The organism is Sphingobacterium sp. E70 (assembly GCF_019285695.1).
GTDB lineage: Bacteria > Bacteroidota > Bacteroidia > Sphingobacteriales > Sphingobacteriaceae > Sphingobacterium > Sphingobacterium detergens.
Map to the genome: position 1 here is coordinate 4,539,126 of NZ_CP079104.1, position 16,961 is coordinate 4,556,086.

The 16,961-nt window shown below is 38.0% G+C and carries 27 protein-coding genes; 21 read left to right on the top strand and 6 right to left on the bottom strand.

Annotation, left to right across the window (positions count from 1 at the left end):
- The first annotated feature begins 81 nt into the window (after positions 1-81).
- The 7 genes from KUH03_RS32190 to KUH03_RS32220 all read left to right on the top strand — a co-directional run bounded on the left by KUH03_RS32190 (position 82) and on the right by KUH03_RS32220 (position 4,507).
- Positions 82-519: a carboxymuconolactone decarboxylase family protein gene (locus KUH03_RS32190; protein ID WP_257088407.1), complete on the top strand. Its 438-nt coding sequence runs from the start codon at positions 82-84 to the stop codon at positions 517-519.
- Positions 520-550: 31 nt separating this feature from the next.
- Positions 551-1,147, top strand: coding sequence for a hypothetical protein (locus KUH03_RS32195; RefSeq protein ID WP_257088408.1), 597 nt, complete (start codon positions 551-553; stop codon positions 1,145-1,147).
- Positions 1,148-1,158: 11 nt separating this feature from the next.
- Positions 1,159-1,596, top strand: coding sequence for an antibiotic biosynthesis monooxygenase (locus tag KUH03_RS32200; protein WP_257088409.1), 438 nt, complete (start codon positions 1,159-1,161; stop codon positions 1,594-1,596).
- Between the two features lie 139 nt (positions 1,597-1,735).
- Positions 1,736-2,404, top strand: coding sequence for a flavin reductase family protein (locus KUH03_RS32205; RefSeq protein WP_257088410.1), 669 nt, complete (start codon positions 1,736-1,738; stop codon positions 2,402-2,404).
- A gap of 23 nt (positions 2,405-2,427) precedes the next feature.
- Complete coding sequence (locus tag KUH03_RS32210) at positions 2,428-2,793, top strand: nuclear transport factor 2 family protein (protein WP_257088411.1); 366 nt, start codon at positions 2,428-2,430, stop codon at positions 2,791-2,793.
- 103 nt (positions 2,794-2,896) lie between these two features.
- A complete protein-coding gene (locus KUH03_RS32215; protein WP_257088412.1) occupies positions 2,897-3,880 on the top strand; it encodes an alpha/beta fold hydrolase in 984 nt (327 codons plus the stop codon).
- 342 nt (positions 3,881-4,222) lie between these two features.
- Entirely contained in the window at positions 4,223-4,507 is a 285-nt protein-coding gene (locus tag KUH03_RS32220; protein ID WP_257088413.1) for a hypothetical protein, read from the top strand.
- 895 nt (positions 4,508-5,402) lie between these two features.
- Here KUH03_RS32220 and KUH03_RS32225 read toward each other — a convergent pair.
- The 3 genes from KUH03_RS32225 to KUH03_RS32235 all read right to left on the bottom strand — a co-directional run bounded on the left by KUH03_RS32225 (position 5,403) and on the right by KUH03_RS32235 (position 7,489).
- The gene (locus KUH03_RS32225; protein ID WP_257088414.1) at positions 5,403-5,930 is read right to left on the bottom strand and encodes a hypothetical protein; all 528 of its coding nucleotides are present in this window, start codon (positions 5,928-5,930) and stop codon (positions 5,403-5,405) included.
- A gap of 7 nt (positions 5,931-5,937) precedes the next feature.
- Positions 5,938-6,921 carry an ATP/GTP-binding protein gene (locus KUH03_RS32230; RefSeq protein ID WP_257088415.1) on the bottom strand — a complete coding sequence of 328 codons (984 nt, stop codon included), beginning with the start codon at positions 6,919-6,921 and terminating at the stop codon, positions 5,938-5,940.
- A gap of 103 nt (positions 6,922-7,024) precedes the next feature.
- Positions 7,025-7,489: a helix-turn-helix domain-containing protein gene (locus KUH03_RS32235; RefSeq protein ID WP_257088416.1), complete on the bottom strand. Its 465-nt coding sequence runs from the start codon at positions 7,487-7,489 to the stop codon at positions 7,025-7,027.
- 804 nt (positions 7,490-8,293) lie between these two features.
- On the opposite strand from KUH03_RS32235, the gene KUH03_RS32240 reads away from it, so the two are divergent.
- The 12 genes from KUH03_RS32240 to KUH03_RS32295 all read left to right on the top strand — a co-directional run bounded on the left by KUH03_RS32240 (position 8,294) and on the right by KUH03_RS32295 (position 13,408).
- Positions 8,294-8,521 (top strand): hypothetical protein, encoded by a 228-nt coding sequence (locus KUH03_RS32240; RefSeq protein WP_257088417.1) that lies wholly within the window; start codon positions 8,294-8,296, stop codon positions 8,519-8,521.
- Positions 8,494-8,814 carry a hypothetical protein gene (locus tag KUH03_RS32245; RefSeq protein WP_257088418.1) on the top strand — a complete coding sequence of 107 codons (321 nt, stop codon included), beginning with the start codon at positions 8,494-8,496 and terminating at the stop codon, positions 8,812-8,814. Before KUH03_RS32240 ends, KUH03_RS32245 begins: the two co-directional genes overlap by 28 nt.
- Positions 8,815-9,115: 301 nt before the next feature.
- Entirely contained in the window at positions 9,116-9,529 is a 414-nt protein-coding gene (locus tag KUH03_RS32250) for a TonB-dependent receptor plug domain-containing protein (protein WP_257097528.1), read from the top strand.
- 20 nt (positions 9,530-9,549) lie between these two features.
- Positions 9,550-9,744 carry a hypothetical protein gene (locus KUH03_RS32255; RefSeq protein WP_257088419.1) on the top strand — a complete coding sequence of 65 codons (195 nt, stop codon included), beginning with the start codon at positions 9,550-9,552 and terminating at the stop codon, positions 9,742-9,744.
- Entirely contained in the window at positions 9,741-10,493 is a 753-nt protein-coding gene (locus tag KUH03_RS32260; RefSeq protein WP_257088420.1) for a hypothetical protein, read from the top strand. Before KUH03_RS32255 ends, KUH03_RS32260 begins: the two co-directional genes overlap by 4 nt.
- Entirely contained in the window at positions 10,490-11,110 is a 621-nt protein-coding gene (locus KUH03_RS32265; RefSeq protein ID WP_373564523.1) for a TonB-dependent receptor domain-containing protein, read from the top strand. Before KUH03_RS32260 ends, KUH03_RS32265 begins: the two co-directional genes overlap by 4 nt.
- Positions 11,107-11,574: a hypothetical protein gene (locus KUH03_RS32270; protein ID WP_257088422.1), complete on the top strand. Its 468-nt coding sequence runs from the start codon at positions 11,107-11,109 to the stop codon at positions 11,572-11,574. Before KUH03_RS32265 ends, KUH03_RS32270 begins: the two co-directional genes overlap by 4 nt.
- The gene (locus KUH03_RS32275; RefSeq protein ID WP_257088423.1) at positions 11,571-12,011 is read left to right on the top strand and encodes a hypothetical protein; all 441 of its coding nucleotides are present in this window, start codon (positions 11,571-11,573) and stop codon (positions 12,009-12,011) included. Before KUH03_RS32270 ends, KUH03_RS32275 begins: the two co-directional genes overlap by 4 nt.
- A gap of 11 nt (positions 12,012-12,022) precedes the next feature.
- Complete coding sequence (locus KUH03_RS32280; RefSeq protein ID WP_257088424.1) at positions 12,023-12,415, top strand: hypothetical protein; 393 nt, start codon at positions 12,023-12,025, stop codon at positions 12,413-12,415.
- On the top strand, positions 12,412-12,783 hold the full coding sequence (locus KUH03_RS32285) for a RagB/SusD family nutrient uptake outer membrane protein (protein ID WP_257088425.1): 372 nt from the start codon (positions 12,412-12,414) through the stop codon (positions 12,781-12,783). Before KUH03_RS32280 ends, KUH03_RS32285 begins: the two co-directional genes overlap by 4 nt.
- A gap of 41 nt (positions 12,784-12,824) precedes the next feature.
- Positions 12,825-13,235 (top strand): RagB/SusD family nutrient uptake outer membrane protein, encoded by a 411-nt coding sequence (locus tag KUH03_RS32290; protein WP_257088426.1) that lies wholly within the window; start codon positions 12,825-12,827, stop codon positions 13,233-13,235.
- Positions 13,232-13,408: a hypothetical protein gene (locus KUH03_RS32295; RefSeq protein ID WP_257088427.1), complete on the top strand. Its 177-nt coding sequence runs from the start codon at positions 13,232-13,234 to the stop codon at positions 13,406-13,408. The genes KUH03_RS32290 and KUH03_RS32295 overlap by 4 nt, the downstream gene beginning before the upstream one ends.
- Before the next feature lie 172 nt (positions 13,409-13,580).
- Here the strand turns inward: KUH03_RS32295 and KUH03_RS32300 are convergent, their stop codons facing one another.
- From KUH03_RS32300 to KUH03_RS32310, 3 genes are all read right to left on the bottom strand, one after another.
- The gene (locus KUH03_RS32300; RefSeq protein WP_257088428.1) at positions 13,581-13,889 is read right to left on the bottom strand and encodes a hypothetical protein; all 309 of its coding nucleotides are present in this window, start codon (positions 13,887-13,889) and stop codon (positions 13,581-13,583) included.
- Between the two features lie 254 nt (positions 13,890-14,143).
- On the bottom strand, positions 14,144-14,434 hold the full coding sequence (locus tag KUH03_RS32305; protein ID WP_257088429.1) for a MauE/DoxX family redox-associated membrane protein: 291 nt from the start codon (positions 14,432-14,434) through the stop codon (positions 14,144-14,146).
- A 128-nt stretch (positions 14,435-14,562) separates the two neighbouring features.
- The gene (locus KUH03_RS32310) at positions 14,563-14,715 is read right to left on the bottom strand and encodes a hypothetical protein (RefSeq protein WP_257088430.1); all 153 of its coding nucleotides are present in this window, start codon (positions 14,713-14,715) and stop codon (positions 14,563-14,565) included.
- A gap of 846 nt (positions 14,716-15,561) precedes the next feature.
- On the opposite strand from KUH03_RS32310, the gene KUH03_RS32315 reads away from it, so the two are divergent.
- Both KUH03_RS32315 and KUH03_RS32320 read left to right on the top strand, forming a co-directional pair.
- Complete coding sequence (locus tag KUH03_RS32315) at positions 15,562-15,981, top strand: hypothetical protein (RefSeq protein WP_257088431.1); 420 nt, start codon at positions 15,562-15,564, stop codon at positions 15,979-15,981.
- On the top strand, positions 15,981-16,754 hold the full coding sequence (locus KUH03_RS32320; protein WP_257088432.1) for a hypothetical protein: 774 nt from the start codon (positions 15,981-15,983) through the stop codon (positions 16,752-16,754). The genes KUH03_RS32315 and KUH03_RS32320 overlap by 1 nt, the downstream gene beginning before the upstream one ends.
- Positions 16,755-16,961 lie beyond the last annotated feature (207 nt).

Below are 16,961 nucleotides of genomic sequence, written 5' to 3' on the forward strand. Positions count from 1 at the left end.
TTAAGATTACACCTGACGCTTTCGAACCGTTACATCCTGTATAAGTCATCGTATAGGCTTAAATACAAACAAAAAATAAATATGGAAAAGAGAATTGACATACAGCAGCTTGAACCGGATGCATTCAAAGCGATGTTCGCTCTGGAAAATTACCTACAAAATTCGGGGCTATCTAAAGCACATTTATATATGATTAAAATTCGTGCATCACAAATCAACGGTTGTGCTTTTTGCATCAATATGCACACTTCGGAAGCATTAAAGCAGGGCGAAACCGCACAGCGAATTTTCCTGCTCAACGCTTGGAAAGAAACCGGATTATTTACTGAAGAAGAGAAAACAATTTTAGCTATAACCGAGGAAGTGACTTTAATCAGTCAAAACGGGTTAAGCGAAGAGACGTACAGACAGGCTGAACAACTTTTTAATGAAAACCAACTTGCACAGATCATAGTGGCAGTTGTTACCATAAATGCGTGGAACAGGATTGTAATCAGTACAAGGAAAACGGTATCATAAAAGAATAATGAACTAAAAATAAGACAAAATTATGCAAACAATTTCTAAACCGCTAAAAATATTATTATCTGCCCTTATAGTTTCCAATATCGTTTTTATGGTGTGTATCGTCTACTTATACTTGGACAACAAGCAAAGCTTTAATGCAGAAAGAATAAATATTAATGATGCTTCGGGAAAAAATCGTGTTGTTATTGCAAACACGGACCATATTCCCATGCCGATTATTGATGGAAAAATGTATAAAAGAGCCTACTCACCTGCGGGTATTATTTTCTATGACAAAAACGGTGACGAAAGAGGTGGTCTTGCCATCACCGATAATAAGGAGACCAACCTGAACGCGCTCGCATTTGACTATCAGAACGCCGACGCTATAGGTATACTCGCACAGGACAATAAACACGACAACTATTTCAGAGCTGGGCTATTGATTAACGACAAAGACCTGTCCGGTAAGCCTGGTCAAAACATCAATCGTATCAACCTGCTTACGGAAAACGGTAATGCGGCTTTGGTGATTAAGGACAACAACGAGATACCGCGGATTATTCTAAAGGTTGATAGTCTAGGCAACCCGTCTATCGAAATGTTTGATAAAAGCGGTAAACTGAACTGGAAACAATAAATACAAGTCCTATGAAACAAACATTAAAAACCATCATTCTTATCGTGTCTGTCCTTATGGCGATGAAAACTTTTGGTCAACATAAAAATCAATTCAAAATGGAACAGAATAACAGAGAAGAGCACACAGTTACAGAACATGTGGCCGTCATTGATAAAATTAGCATTCCCCAAAAAGCTATCGCGGCGTATTCCGAAAAATCACTTTTCATCAGGAATACACTAAGGCGGCAGCCCGGCTTTGTAAAGTATGAAATCTTTCAACAGAAAAGCGATAGTGGAAATCTTCGAGTCATTACGGTTGCCATCTGGTCAGACCGGCAGTACATGGATGATGCCAGATTGGTCATACGGGAGGAGATGCAAAAGGCTGGTATTAATATGCCCGCGTTTTTAGAAAAAAATGGCATTTCGATGGAAAGAGATATTTATCAGGCCGTCGAAGAGTAGGTGTACGGATTTTGAAGTATATTTAATAATTGACTTGAAATGATTGGATTACGCAAGAAACGGATTTTAATGAATGTCGGATATCGTTAATTTTAAAAGGAACATAAAAGCTCAGTAAAAATCTTAAAAGGTACAATACATGCATATTAAAAGTTATCCCTCCATTTTATACTTCGGCACACCGGTAGTACTTATCAGTACTAAAAATCCCGATGGTACAGATAATCTTGCACCTATGTCTTCGATTTTCTGGTTGGGTTGGAGGTGCATAATTGGGCTTGGGGCTTCATCTCAAACTGCCCAAAACCTTTTGGTAACCAAAGAGGCCGTCTTAAACCTGCCATCGGTAAACGAAGCAAAGGCTGTGAACCTATTGGCCAGAACAACGGGGTCTAATCCTGTTCCTCAGTCTAAAATATTAAAGGGGTATCGTTTCGAAAAAAATAAATTTGAAATAGCCGGATTGACGAGTACCCCGGCCGAAACCATCAATGCCTCCCGGGTTAACGAGTGCCCTGTACAAATGGAAGCTGTTGTCATGGCCATTCATAAATTGGCAGAGGATCAACCATCACAGCAGGGGAATATTATCACATTTGAACTAAAGATAAACAGGATATTTTTGGATAAATCAATTATTATGGATAATCATCCAAATCGGGTTGATCCCGATAAGTGGAAACCTCTTATTATGAGTTTTCAGGAATTTTATACACTTGGCGATAAAGTACATGAATCGACGCTCGCGCAAATTCCTGAAAATTTATACAAAACCTACGATAGGAAATCAACTCGAGCAGAAGTTTAATGAATATTAATAATAAATAAGAAATGATAACAAAGGATGAAATTTTAAATCTCGAGAACATACTTTACGGAGCCATCAAAAATAATGATACGGAAATACTCGACAACCTATTGCATACTGATTTACTTTTTGTAGTTCCCAGTGGTCAGACAATAACCAAGGAAATAGATTTGCAAACCTATCGCGAGGGAAATTTAAAAGTCGAAGAAATCATTCCCAAAGTAGAAGAACTGAATATTATAGCAGATTTGGCTGTCATTGTTTTGCAGATGGATTTAAAAGGAGACTATAATAATAAGCCTTTTGAAGCTAAATATAGATATATACGTTTTTGGAAAAAGTTTCCCGAAGGCATAAAAGTAGTGGGTGGAAGCGGAATGGCTATTTAATCAAAAGCCGGTAAAACAGTAAGCATTTAATAAAGATTTGTGTATGTTTCTATTTGCACTTTAGATGAATAAGATGAAAGAAAAATTCCTCATAGTTTTGATAATGATCTCAATCAGCTGGCAGTTTTGTACAGCCCAGATTAATTCTATCAAGGAGTACAACCGTATCGAATTAAATGGTGTCAAACACGGCGTATTTATTAAAAGTAATAATGCATTAAATCCTGTTTTGCTAATATTGCATGGTGGGCCCGGCTTTTCCGATTTTTATTTTTGGCAAACCCACAATAAGGAATTGGAACAGCGCTTCACGGTGGTTACTTACGACCAAAGGGGAACAGGCTTATCCTACAACGATACACTACCGCCCGGAAGCATTACCATTAAACAACTTGAAGATGATGCGCTAAGTTTAATACAGATCCTTAAAGAGCGTTTTAAGAAAGATAAAATATATTTGGTTGGTTATTCTTTTGGTTCTATTATTGGCATGCATCTGATTCAAAAATATCCATCGCTATTTCAGGCTTATATCGGTGTGGGACAGGTCACCAATATGTATTTGAATGAAAAGGTTTCGCTCGGTTATTCAATTCAACAGGCCACATGGAAAAAAGATAGTGTAGCAATGGCTCAATTGCAAAAGCTCCGTAAGCACTATCCGTCTCGCTTCAAAAATGAACTATCAGACCTGTATTTATCAAGAAAATGGCTCAGACACTTTCATGGTGATTTTTGCGAAGGCAGCAATGTTGGTAAGCTCTATGAAAATATGGATTCTTTTGCTAAGCAATATTATCAAGATAGCCTGATAGCCAAGGGGCAAGCTTTTACAATGAATGCAATTTGGGATGAAGTCATGCAGATAGATTTATTTAAAACGGTTCCAGCAGTAAAAGTTCCCGTTTACTTTATCGCCGGTCGGTGTGACTATAATGCCCCCTCCACACTTGCATATAAATTTTTCAGGAAATTAAAAGCGCCTCAAAAACAATTCATCTGGTTTGAAAACTCAGGGCATTATGCAGCATTTGTAGAACCAGAAAAATTTAATAGAATCATGTTGCAGGAAGTGTTGGCAGATTAAGAAATATAAAGATTGAAATTTGCTACTATCAAATTATTGAATTAAAAGATGGATAAATATTATAATAAGTTATTGACCTATGCCTATAACATCGTCGGTTCCTAAGAAGATGCCAGAGATTTGGTACAGGATGTACTTGAAAAATACATTACATTGGATAAATCTAGCATCCGCGACGAATCCAATTTTTTGATTAAGAGCACGCTTAATCATGCTATAAATTTTAAAATCCGCCAAAATAAAAAGAAGTTTTCGGAGAATGGCTCCCGAACCTGTTTCCTTAGAAAATGCCGATACAAAACTCATAAAAGAAGAAACTACGATCATCTTAAACAAATAAAAATGGAACAGGCTGAAAAAGCAATCGAAGCATTTGTAAAAGCTGGCGACAATCGTGATGTGGCTGCATTGGAAAGTATATTACATCACGGCTTTCAGAATATACAGGACGGTTTTTTCGATGAAAAAGGAATTTTTGTATTCTCAAAATTTGACTATATCGAACTCATCCGTACCAAGCGATTCGGAGGAAGCCCAAGGAGCTTGATCATAAACAGCATAAAGCAATCAGACCATATGGCTATTGCACACACGACGTTGGAAAGTATCTTATCTTTTATTCATTGATAATATCCATTCTAGATAATGGTCGTTGGCAAATAATAAATAACACACCTACAATAAAAGTAAAATAAAGGATAGCTGTGACTAGATTTTCTGCCCTCTTTTTAAATAATGGATCTACACAAAGAAAATGTAAACTTTTCTCTTTTGTGTTTAGCTGCTATCGGAGCAGGCTTTTCGTTGCTTTACTAGATATTTCGGTCTATTTACTCAATGAAACTCCCGTTTCGCTCATTACTGATTTTTTGCAACTGAACCAACGATATATTTGGATAAAGTTTAAAAACTAATTAATCAAATGAAAGTTTTAAAAATCATGTTGATGGTCAGTCTAGGACTGGTTATCTTTTCTCCTGTAAAAGGGTGACACCGGGCCGCAGGGCGCCTCGACACTATTCCCCAAATGAATCCATATTGTTCCGTAGTACGGCGAATATGACCTTTGTCGACCAGCAGCTTAAACATTTGTAAAAGGATACTTTTACCGCTAACGTGCGAGCCAACGAAAAGTGTAAGATCTCCCAAATTGATATTAGCATTTCTTATCGGGCCCAAATATTCAATTGCGATGTTGTACATTGAGGCTAATAGTTTTAAGTTTACGAAATTTGTTTTATTGGGTATTGAAACAACAAAGTAAAATTAAAAATAAATAGAAATTCAAAAAGTACTTTAGCAGTTAATACAAATTATATATACGCTATTCAATTATTGCGAACATAAAAAGGCTTTGGTATCGATTTAAAATTAAAATAGGTGGATTATTCGAATACACTTATAGCAGAAGTTATAGTCTTTCTGTAGAAGAAGTGGATGAACACAAATAACGTTGATAACTAAACAGCAAAAAAGCCCCATCCCGAAGGACAGAGACTATTAATAACCAAAAATTTTTCTTCTAAAGTGCTCTGATCTCGTCTATATCAGCCTGGTAGTTGTTATCTTTAAGGTAGTCGATCCAAGCCGATAATTTCAAAATCTCAGATGCACCTAACGAATGAAGTTGCCGGAATAGTGCTTTGAAGCGTTTGTCGTATTTGCTATCAATAGATTTAGATAATTTCCTAAAGTCCTCAAAATCTTTAGGCAAATTGAAATCTTCTAGATCTAAACCAACTTCTTCAATAGCCTTTAGAATAAAGCCTTCTACGGCAGGATTGATTTGAATGAAATAGTGCAATCTATTTTTATGTTTATATAATGTAAGATTTTCGAATACATGTACTTCATTAAATTCGCTAAGATAGTCAAGCTGTCTTTTGTCTTGATCGATAATACCGACCGCAAAATCATCCGACAGCTTTTCCATCATGACCTTTGCTACATTGTTACAGCCTTTTTGATGATTGTAGCCCGAATATGTTGTGGTAATTGTTTCTACCAAGTTTGTATCAACATAACATTCTGGAATAATATGCTTATCCATAGGTACTCTATATATAGCTTTCACTATTGGTAAACAGATCAATGCCGAACTGATATATTTCATGTAGTTCTTTCTCCGACAATTGCCTTACTTTCGTCTCATGTTTATCATAATGAACCATAAATACGGAAAGTTCATCTCTACTATCTTCAAGAAAATCAGTTAAAATAAAAGGACTGTGCGTCGCGATAAAATATTGATTGCTCGTCTTGTGTATGATCTCTTGTGTAATATGCGAAATATAGGGTGGGAAAGAATGGGCTTCCGGTTCTTCGAAAAGCAATACAGCATCTTCATTACTCGCTACGGCAGTCTTGAAGAATATAATCCGTTGGAGGGTGTCAGCAATCGAATTATAAGGTACTAAGAAGATTTCCTCAGAATCAGCATCCTGCATGATCTTTAGCGATTGGCTAGCACGATCAAAGACCAATTTAAGACGATATTCGGCAAACAGATCCATAATCTCTTTTTTGAGCTTATCATCCTGTTCGATCATATTAAAGATATTTATTCCGAATGGAGGAATAAGATATCTGTGTGGAGGTCGTGTGCTCCCGGCTATGTTTTTATAAATATACTTCCTGATATTGGTCGTATAGCTGTCGTATCTTTTAGACTTTAGATTAAGTTTTTGGTCGATTTTATAAAAACCTAGATCCGAACCCGTATCGATTTTAACTTGTAGCCCATCAACTCTATCATACGAAAACTGCACGTATCCAATGTTTGTTTCAACTCTGGCCGGATCGGAGAAGTTTCCATTGTAGAAAAGTTCAGTCTCATTCTCTAGCCGAATCAGTTGTGTAATGCTTTTAGAGTAATTATCTCTTAAATACGGAATGGTAAAAGATGAAAGCGCTTCCAATATGTTGGATTTTCCTACATTGGGCCTTCCTATAAAAAGATTGATCCTTTTACAGTCTTTAATGATGCAATTCCTTATTGATTTGAAATTGCTAATATGTATATCTTTTATCAAATTTGCCATATATTTCTAAGTGTTCAGTTGCTTGATAGTATAGTGTTAATGCGGTTTAACTATTTCAAACTAAAAAGCTTTTCTGTGCCTTTTTTCTTATTTAAATCAACAACTAGTTTGCTACAAGCACCCCTTGAAAGGTTGTCGGTAATACGCCTAAGGTTGATATTTCCTTTAATATCATCAGGGAAATTATTGAAAACATGTATCGACGTAAACTCTGAAGGCAATTTCCTGATACCAGAACTTTCTTTATCTCCTTTGGAAGCTGAACTGTCGTATTTCTTACAGTTCTTCCTGATGCTAATTTTTCCTCTACCAGTGTTCTTGTTTCCTTTGGAAGATTTTCTATTTTGGGAATGGTTGTATCAGCTCTAGCAAATTGCCAACCTTTGAAACCATAAATAGAAGCAATTAGATTTACCGTATCCAAATCGACAATACGTTTGCCATTTTCCAAGTTGCTATAATCAGCTTGTGCCCACCCCATAAAAGTAGCTACTTCTTGTTGAGTCAATTGGAAGTGTATTCTATATTCTTTAATTCGCTTTCTAAAACCCTCGTTGTCTAGGCTCATTTATATATGTTGAATAATTAAAATTTGCATATATTGACACTTAAGCTTATCTTTGTTATAAATCAAGGATTTAAGTCTTGATTTATCGGGTTCCGATGCCAAAAACGACAAGAAAAGAATCCGCTTATAACAAAAAATGATTATGAGCATTAGAAGTACCAATTATAGAGATATGATAACACTGGCATATGCCAAAATCGATTGTTACTTGTCGAACGGCCAGCTAGCGTCTTCTATTTCCCGCTTCGGTATTCTATTTCTTATCCCGGATATAACAAAGAACAAAATCTGCCCTCCAGAATAAGAGTCTTAAAATAAAAGGTAGGACCAGCAAAATAGCGTGCATCAAAAATGCCCTAAAAAACTAATCCTTACCTAAGCCAACCCTAGCCCAACAGGAAAAACCCATGGGCGCAGGAAGACTTGTATTCTTATTACTGTGTAGCAACGTAAAGATACCTGTTTTTTCGCTCTACAAAAATTTTCTCGTTAGGCGGGTTGGCCAACTTTTAAATTTTTGAAAATTATAGACCTTCTTATGATGACGTTTTTACACGCACTGGCCACGCATTGGCCAAAGCACACCTACAGCAATATATCCATAGCCCGGGCACTATTGGCAACAGTTTTTGTTTCAATGTTTACTTTATGTTCCGCACAGTCAGCAAATACGCGAACTGATAGCGGAGATACACTCAGGATTACAAGAGAGAACATACCTTATTTTATCACAATTAAAGATAAAAGTGGATTAAAAAAGAAGTCCTTGATTATTCACCAAAATCAGATCTTGACCAATATCCATTGTTGGAATATAAAGTGGATATAGGAAAAATATCCCCGATTAAAGTAGGCAATAAAATCCCCGAAGATATATTAGACTTGCCTTTCCGAATAGTTAATGATGAATTTGGCAGAGACAGTATTACCCTTAGGCAATTGACCACGGACAAGACCTTGGTTATGGATTTTGGGCATCTTGGTGTTCCCCTTGTCTTGCATCAATGGAAAAATGGGAAAAGCTACAAATAAGTTATTCAAATGAAGTTCAGGTAATAGGCTTTATGTTGGATTACGACTATAAAGCCGAATTGATGATCGCAGAGAAGGGATGGATAATACCGCAGATAGTGGGACCGGAAGCTGCTTTTTTAAATGCTTATTTCTGTGGAATAGCCGTAGTAGGGCCATCTGTGTGGTTAAAAGACAATCATTTCATAGGGATAACAAAAACTACCTCCGACAATGAGTCAATACTAAAAAATATTAGTTCGGGCAGAATAAAAAGCATCCCCAAGAAAGAACAGTTCCATATAACTAATTGAGCCATGAAAAAGTATCTATCATGCGTGCTGTTGGTTTTCTCCATAGTCGCAAAGGGACAGCTTGCAGGGCATATATCCGATCATAACGGAAGACTTCGAGGTACTACAGTAAAGCTCTTAAATAACAAGAAATCCTTACAGACCGACGAGGATGGCAATTTCTTTTTAGTGATATTAAGTTTCCTGATACTTTAGTAGCTTATCATGTCGGATATTTGGAAAAAGATTAAATATTACGCGATCAGGCTTTCAGGTCGAAATTCAGCTCATTAGAGCTGAGCAAAAGCTTGAAGAGATACAGATCGTCAATACTGGATTTTACCAAGTTCCTAAAGAGAGAGCAACAGGTTCATTTACTATTGTAGACAATATATCCCTTAACAGGTCGGTTGGTGGAAATATTCTGCAAAGGTTGGACGGTATTACCTCCGGATTGCAGTTTGTTAATGCGAATGGCAATAAACCGACTGACATCAGGGTCAGAGGGCTTGCAACAATACAGTCAGATGCTTCGCCCCTGATTGTTCTGGACAACTTTCCTTATGACGGTGATTTAGCATCCATTAATCCGAATGACATAGAAAATGTAACAATACTTAAAGATGCTGCCGCCGCCTCAATATGGGGAGCGAGGGCAGGAAATGGCGTCATTGTTATAACCACAAAAAGGGAAAGTTTAATCAGAAAACTAAATTATCTGCAAACAGTAATGTAACCATAGGTGAAAGGCCTGATTTGTTCTATAATAGAAAATGGCTGCCCTCTGAAACGGTCATGGATATTGAAAAGGAAAAATATCGGAACGGAAACTATTATGTCCCCAATGCCACTGAAACTCCATTCCCGGAATACGTCGAAATGATGATTGCACTTGACAATGGTACATTATCGGCAGTGGATTTCCAACGTAAGGAAAGCAGCCTAAAATGACAGATGTACGCAAAGAGGCAATGAAATATCTATATCAACCTTCTATATTTCAGCAATATGCTATGAATGCCAGCGGCGGCGGAGAGCGTTTTGTTTATTACGTTTCCGGCGGATATGACAGGAATCGGGAAAACGTGATCGATAATGAAAATAATAGGCTCAACATTAACATGGAGAATACATTTACTCCGTATCAAAATATTGTAATAACCTCGGGATTATGGTATAGTAAAATCGACAGTAGAAATAATGGTCTCACTATAGAGGATCTCAAAGCTAATGGGACACTTGTCGGATTGTCACCATATTTAAAGTTATGGTCACAAGATCAGGGACCACTCCCAATTATTAAGGATTATCGGAGCGGCTATGTAAACAAGGCTCTTGAAAACGGATTGCTGGATTGGGAATACCGACCCTTAGAAGAAAGAAGTCTGATCGACCGTCAAAGCAAGCAAGACGAATTACGTGTCAATGCTTCCTTACGATACAGTTTTTTGAACAATTTTAATATGCATGCAAGCTATCAATATGTAAAAAGTAGGACAAACAGTACTATCTTATATAACAAAGACAGTTATTATGTAAGAGACCTGGTAAATAAATACACACAGTCGGATGGTACGACGGTCATCCTTTTGGTGGGATATATCAGGCTGTTTCTCCTACCACATCAACTGGACACTCAGGAAGGATGCAAGTCAATTATGAACAAATTTTTAATCATGATAATGCAATCAACGGATTGATTGGCGGTGAAATACGGGAGTTTGTTATTGACTCCGAACCAGGAAATACAATGTTCAATTACGATCCAGAATTATTGACCGGTACAAATATCTTTGATTATTCTGAATATTATCCAGTTCGTCCATCGGGATATCTCCGGCTTCCGTACTACAATTATATCAAGAGAAGATTTACTGACCGGTACCTTTCGTACTTTGGAAATGCCAGCTACTCGCATAAAGAACGCTATATTCTATCAGGTTCAATGCGATGGGACGGATCGAATCTCTTTGGTGTAAAAACGAATCAGAAAGGAACTCCTTTATGGTCGATCGGTGGGAGTTGGGAGCTGTCAAAAGAAGGTTGGGAAATTTTTTCTACCATGGATTATCTCCGTTTAAGGGCAACATACGGAAGCGCCGGAAATGTAAACAAAAATATCAGTGCTTTCCCTACCATTGTCCACCAAGGTCTTGATGAGCTTACAGGACTCGATTATTCTTACGTAAAAAGTGTAGGTAATCCATCTTTAAAATGGGAAAAGGTCAATACACTCAATGTCGGGATTGATGGCCGGTGGTTCAACTCGAGAATTTCTTTTTCAACAGAATATTATATAAAAAGGCAAGAGACTTGATAGGCGCAGACATACTTCCATGGAGTACCGGAATTTACGAAGGCAGCCCAGTCCAGAACTCAAACCTTACAAATTATGCCAATATGCGGACAGAAGGTGTTGACGTGCAGGTAAACACGAAGAATCTAACAGGAAAGTTTAAATGGGAAAGCCATCTGTTGTTTGGCTATGTTAGGAATAAAGTGACAGATTATAAGATCAATAAGAATGCTGTTATTCATAGTTATTTCTATTCGCCGGGTATTCCGATTGCGGGAAAGAGCCGCGATGTGTTGATGGCTATTCCGTGGTTGGGGTTAAGTGCTGAAAATGGATATCCGTTGGTCATGATCAATGACGAAAAGTCACAGGATTATAACACATATTTCAATGGGTTAAAACCGGAAGACCTGATAGAATCGAGTGTTTCAGTACCTCCTTTTTTTTTGGTTCATTGCGCAATGTATATTCTTATAAAGGCTTGACTCTTGATTTTATGGTTTCATGGAAAACCGGATACGCTTTCAGGCGCTCCTCGGTAAGTACCGGACAGGAATATAGTTTAGGATACCATAGGGATTATTTACAGAGATGGAAGCAGCCCGGAGACGAAAAAATAACGAATGTTCCAGCTGCCGCACCAATTGACAAGATCATAGTAAATTCAGGCCCTATATATTCTTATTCACAGACGTTAATAACAAATGCATCCCATATCCGGCTACAGGACATAAATATATCTTATAATCTTCCGCAAAAAATAAGTAATAAATTGAACGTATCCGAAATGAGAATCTTTGCATATGTAAGAAATATCGGATTGATATGGTCGGCAAACAAATATGGCATCGATCCTGATTATGCAGATTCAGATTATAAATACCCGCGCACATATGCATTGGGATTTCAGGTTAATTTTTAGAAGGAGATATTATGAAAAAAATAGGTATGTCCATATTGCCCTTTTTATTCATTATGGGCTGTGGGAAAGAATTTTTGGAAATCAAAAGAGATTCCAACCAAGTAGTCCCAAATTCTGTAAAAGATTATGTTTCTATAGTAAGTAATAGATCTATGTTAGAATCCTCTCTGTTGTTATCTTTCATTGGAGCTGACGAATTTTATTATGGCAGCCACTCCGAAGTAGCAGCTATGGCACGCTTTTCAACATTCCAACAATTTGCTTATGTCTGGGGGCAGGACATATTTACTCAGGATGAACCTGTCCGAGACTGGTTCCGTGCATATGAAAACATAATGTATGCAAATCTAGCTCTTGACGTTGAAAAAAACTGCCGGCACCGTCAGATAATGAAGAATGGATGAAAGTAAGGGTAGCTGCCCGATTCTTCCGGGCATGGAACTATTATCAATTAGCGCAACAATTCTGCGAAACCTATGACATAGCAAAGGCAAATAAACAATTAGGTCTCCCATTGCGAATAGAATATGATGTCTCTACAAGTTATGGTCGCTCAAGATTACAAGAAGTGTATGATCTGATTCTTAAAGACCTTAACGAAGCAAATGAAATGGATCTTAACTCAGAACTTAATATCTACATGCCTGGAAAGGACGCTGTAGAAGCTTTACTGGGTAGAGTTTATCTTCAGATAGGAAATTATGATCTTGCTGAAAAATTTGCAACAAATGTTTTATCAAGGAAAAAGCAACTCGTTGATTACAAAAATTAAATAAAAAGATCAACAATATTTATGAAAGCCAGTTTGAACCAATGGGTCAAAATAATCCCTCGATTATTTTCTATTCATTTCAAGCCCTCAGTGGACTATTATCCAGCAGGATGAAAATGGATTCATCGTTTGTTAAATCATTCCAAATCGGAGATCTGCGAAAATCTGTTTACTTTTTTAATAATCAAGATGGGTCGGACTTATATACTGGCTCATATACCGGTTTTGGCGTAAGCTCAATATTTACAGGTCTGAGCGTTGAAGAGATGATACTAATACGTGCGGAATGCCTAGCGAGGAAAGGCGATCAACAGAAGGCTATCGACGAAATCAATTACCTGAGAAAATTCAGATTCAGCACCGAAGAATATAAGGATTATAAGCTTGAAGAAATAGGTGACGTGCTAATGGTCGTACTGGAAGAAAGACGGAAAGAGCTTTATATGAGATGAATGCGCTGGCAGGATGCCCGACGTATGAACAGGGAAAACAGTATCCCATAGAATTTAAAAGAAAGCTTGACGATAAAGAATACCGTTTGCAGATAGGAAGTTCAAGATGGGTATGGCCAATCCCACCACCTGAGATTATAAACAACAATCTGGAACAGAATAAACGATATTAAACGAAAGGAGGCATTCGTAAATAAGAATGCCTCCCTTTTAATATTGGCCCTGATTAAATAATGTAGGCAATATGCCTATAAATTATCTCTGTGTTTTCTGACAGTGGTATTGAAACCACTGTCGTTTGCAGCTTTAATGGTCGCAGGTTTTGGTGCACCATTTAGGTCAAGCCTAACAGCGCAGATATACCCTGAGGGTTGCACATTCTCCTGTGGTTGGTTCAGGAATAGTGCTACCGATTTGCTGATTCGCCGCATTGTTTGGATCTGAAGTATCAGTGATCGTAACGGAATACCATTGAGGAGCCAACTTTTTACTTTCATGATTCTTCCATGAAGCGGTCAAGCCAACTACTCCAACAAGAGCAATGATAGCGCCTAAATTTAATTTTTTAAGTAATGTTCTCATAACTTTAAAATTTAAATGGTTATCGTGTTCTGATTTCATCAGGTCCATCACATGACCTGCCTCCTGTTCCATCACCGAGATCTTGGGAAGAGGGTATGTCCTTTAAATTTTTGCGGAGTAGATCTGTACTCCGCATTTTCAGTTCAGCCATTATAAGACGGTACCCTCCTTTCTGCCAAGTTCGAGGCGGACGTGTCTTCTCGGATGGCTTTTATGGGTCAATATCAAGTATATAAATCCTATTGCAATAAATAAGCTGTTAAGTCCGATATGTAACCAATGATTGTTCGTAGGCCATAATCCCGCGCAAGCACAAGGGGTATAGCCTAATATTTTGGTAACTCCGCTAGAAGATATAGCGTAAACACCGAAATCAATAGTGTAGAAAGTTTAATGCCTATTTTTACTGTTGGCTTATAGATCAATAGACCGATCAGTAAAACATATGCAAGAGGCAATGTCCAAATAACTAATTCAGTAAGCCAAGATGGAAACTGCTGCATCTGAATTTCACCTTTTGTTTCCTGCCAGCTCCATACTTTTAAGGAAATGGTGCCTCCCCATAAAAGGATAAATGCATATTGAGCAACCGTGGTTATGTATTTTCTTTGTTTCATTTTCGTATAGTTTTCTTAATACCAAATTAGATAATGAAACACCCCAGAAAACGTGCAACCACTGCACAATATTTAGGGTAAAACCTCTTTTTTCCCTTATTAATGAAAAAAATAGAATTACTGCTATATCAATTGGAATTTCTGGCCAGATAGGAGACTACCTCTTGTACCGTCCGGAGCGAGATGCTCAAAAGGTCTGCAACTTTGCCGGGTAAGTTGTAAAAAGAGTTGCGGAAATTCTTTCGTGAATTGTAGACAGGCATCAAAGCCTGTTTCTTCAAGGTCTACTCGCCTTAAAGCAAAGAGCTGTTCTTTTTTTTTTTATTCGAGAATATATTGATCAGGGTATTCACGTTAGGATCCATTTCACGAAGTTCCAATATATGGTGATATTTAATTGATGCGATGTCTGTACCCGTTCGAAGTACACAAATTTCACCTTCACTGGGTGTATTGGAAAAGAGGTGTTTTGTTGTCATCATGGCCATACCCGGAGTTCCGAGTGTAATTATCTTTCGCTTACCACTTTTTCATTTTCCTTAATACGTCCTAAAAGTCCTCGGGTCACAATAAATACCCTTTTGTCATGATCATTCTGCCAATAGAGTAGATCTCCTTTTTTAAATTCTGATGCATGTGGATGTGTTTTTTGCCCACTGTAGGTGAAAGTCTTCCAAAGGACAGTGTTTTGACCATAGATTGATCAGAAATCTTAAAACTGGATTATTGTTTCTTGGATAGGGCATTGCTTGAAAAAATTGCTTTCATAATAGTTTTCCTTTTAAAGCCTAAGAAGTGGAATATCCGGTTCTGCTTTCCTAGGAAAGATTAGTGCAGCGACAGCTGTTTATTTAATCCGATATTTTCCGCCCCAGGTCTATTTAGACGAATATCGGAGCTATATGGGTATCCATCAAGTGAATATTTTACTTCACTATACTTCACCCATTGAATAATAATTTTGGTATTATTTTTGTTGTTGATTGACCTCCAATAGTGTACGCTTTGTTTACGTGGCGGGTAAGTAAATGGACGTACCTATGGATTTAATTAGTTATCCTTCAAGGATATGTGCATAAATATCCCTGATTTGATTTTACTAACCTAACGATGAAGAATGAATGGATATGTTGTGTATTCAGAGCCTGCTTGATGAAGTCGCCGAAGACTTCCTGAAAGACTATACGGAAAAGCTTGTGCTGACCGAAGATCCTGCCCTTAAAACTTTCATAGAAAATAAATTTATACGCATTGAACATGAGCTTTCGGGGCTACTGATTGAGGTCGGAAACCCCGCTAAAATCCGCCCCACCGTCGATGCGATTGTCGAATATTGTACTTCGCTGATCCGCTACGTTGGCAACCAGCGTTCTTTGGAAGAGCTGTCTGAAGTGGACGTCCTTCGGGAACATGAAAAAGTATGGTCTGTACCTACTATGGGAATGCCACCTGTCTATTTATTTTTCAGATCCGCAAGAAATACAATCATGTTTCTGTGGCCCAACTGGAATGTCCACCGTTGTATGTTGATTTTTTCAGGAATCTGATGGCCGATAAAGTACAGGCTGTACTGGATTATATGGAAGCGGGTGAATTGCCGCCGACATTTATTGCAGCCATGTCAGACTATTTTCAGTCACCAATTCCTCCGCCATTCAGCGCGGAGGGCTTCCATGACGGATTTTCTTCTCTCGATTATTATTATGGCCTGGTCGAGGTACTGTATGAGTTGTCCTGTAGGCTGCCGGCAACCGAATACCGTGATGCAGTTTACTATGAACTTATCAACCGGAATTTTAACCGGCTAGAATTTATCCGGTCAGCCATCGATGCACTGTCTGTGACCATACAGGAAGATATGGATATAGATCAGGAGATCCTAAACCTGCTGCAGCGGAAGAAGGAGATCGCACGGGTCCCTTCGCTCTCGGGTGTATCGTATATCGCATCCCAGCAAAGCTTACAGCAGGCGTTGATGCATGCTATAGCTGAAGAGATCAATTTTTTGAAAGACTATCAGGCACATAAAAGCATGCAGCTTGAACAGAAATTTAATCCGCAGTTTTCGAATAACTTTAATATCTGGCAGTTGCTGTTTCTTTTCAACGCCATGATCAACCTCGGTTTTTGGAAGCGCGTGGGAAGATCGAGCATCCCCGAGTTTGTCCACCTCCACTTTGTGCGTTCGGATGGAGAACCTTATTCCCTGAAATCCCTGATCAAAAAGAACTCCAATATAGATGACGGATCAGCCAAGAAGCTGATTGAAGCTTTACAGCGGATTATTGACTATATCACTAAAAATTACCTTTACAAGTAGGCTTATTGGTGCATTGATCTGGATATAGCGGTCCGGATGTAGACTTGCTCTGCGCGTTGGAGGCTATCCGTCGTTTTATAGATTTGTGTAGATTTATTAGGTATAAAAAGGGGTTCCTATTCCCGTTTTTACGTGCTTTGCAAGGATTTACTTGGACACTTTTTGTTCCTATCAACGATCAGCCTTTGCAGATAGGGCCCCTTAATT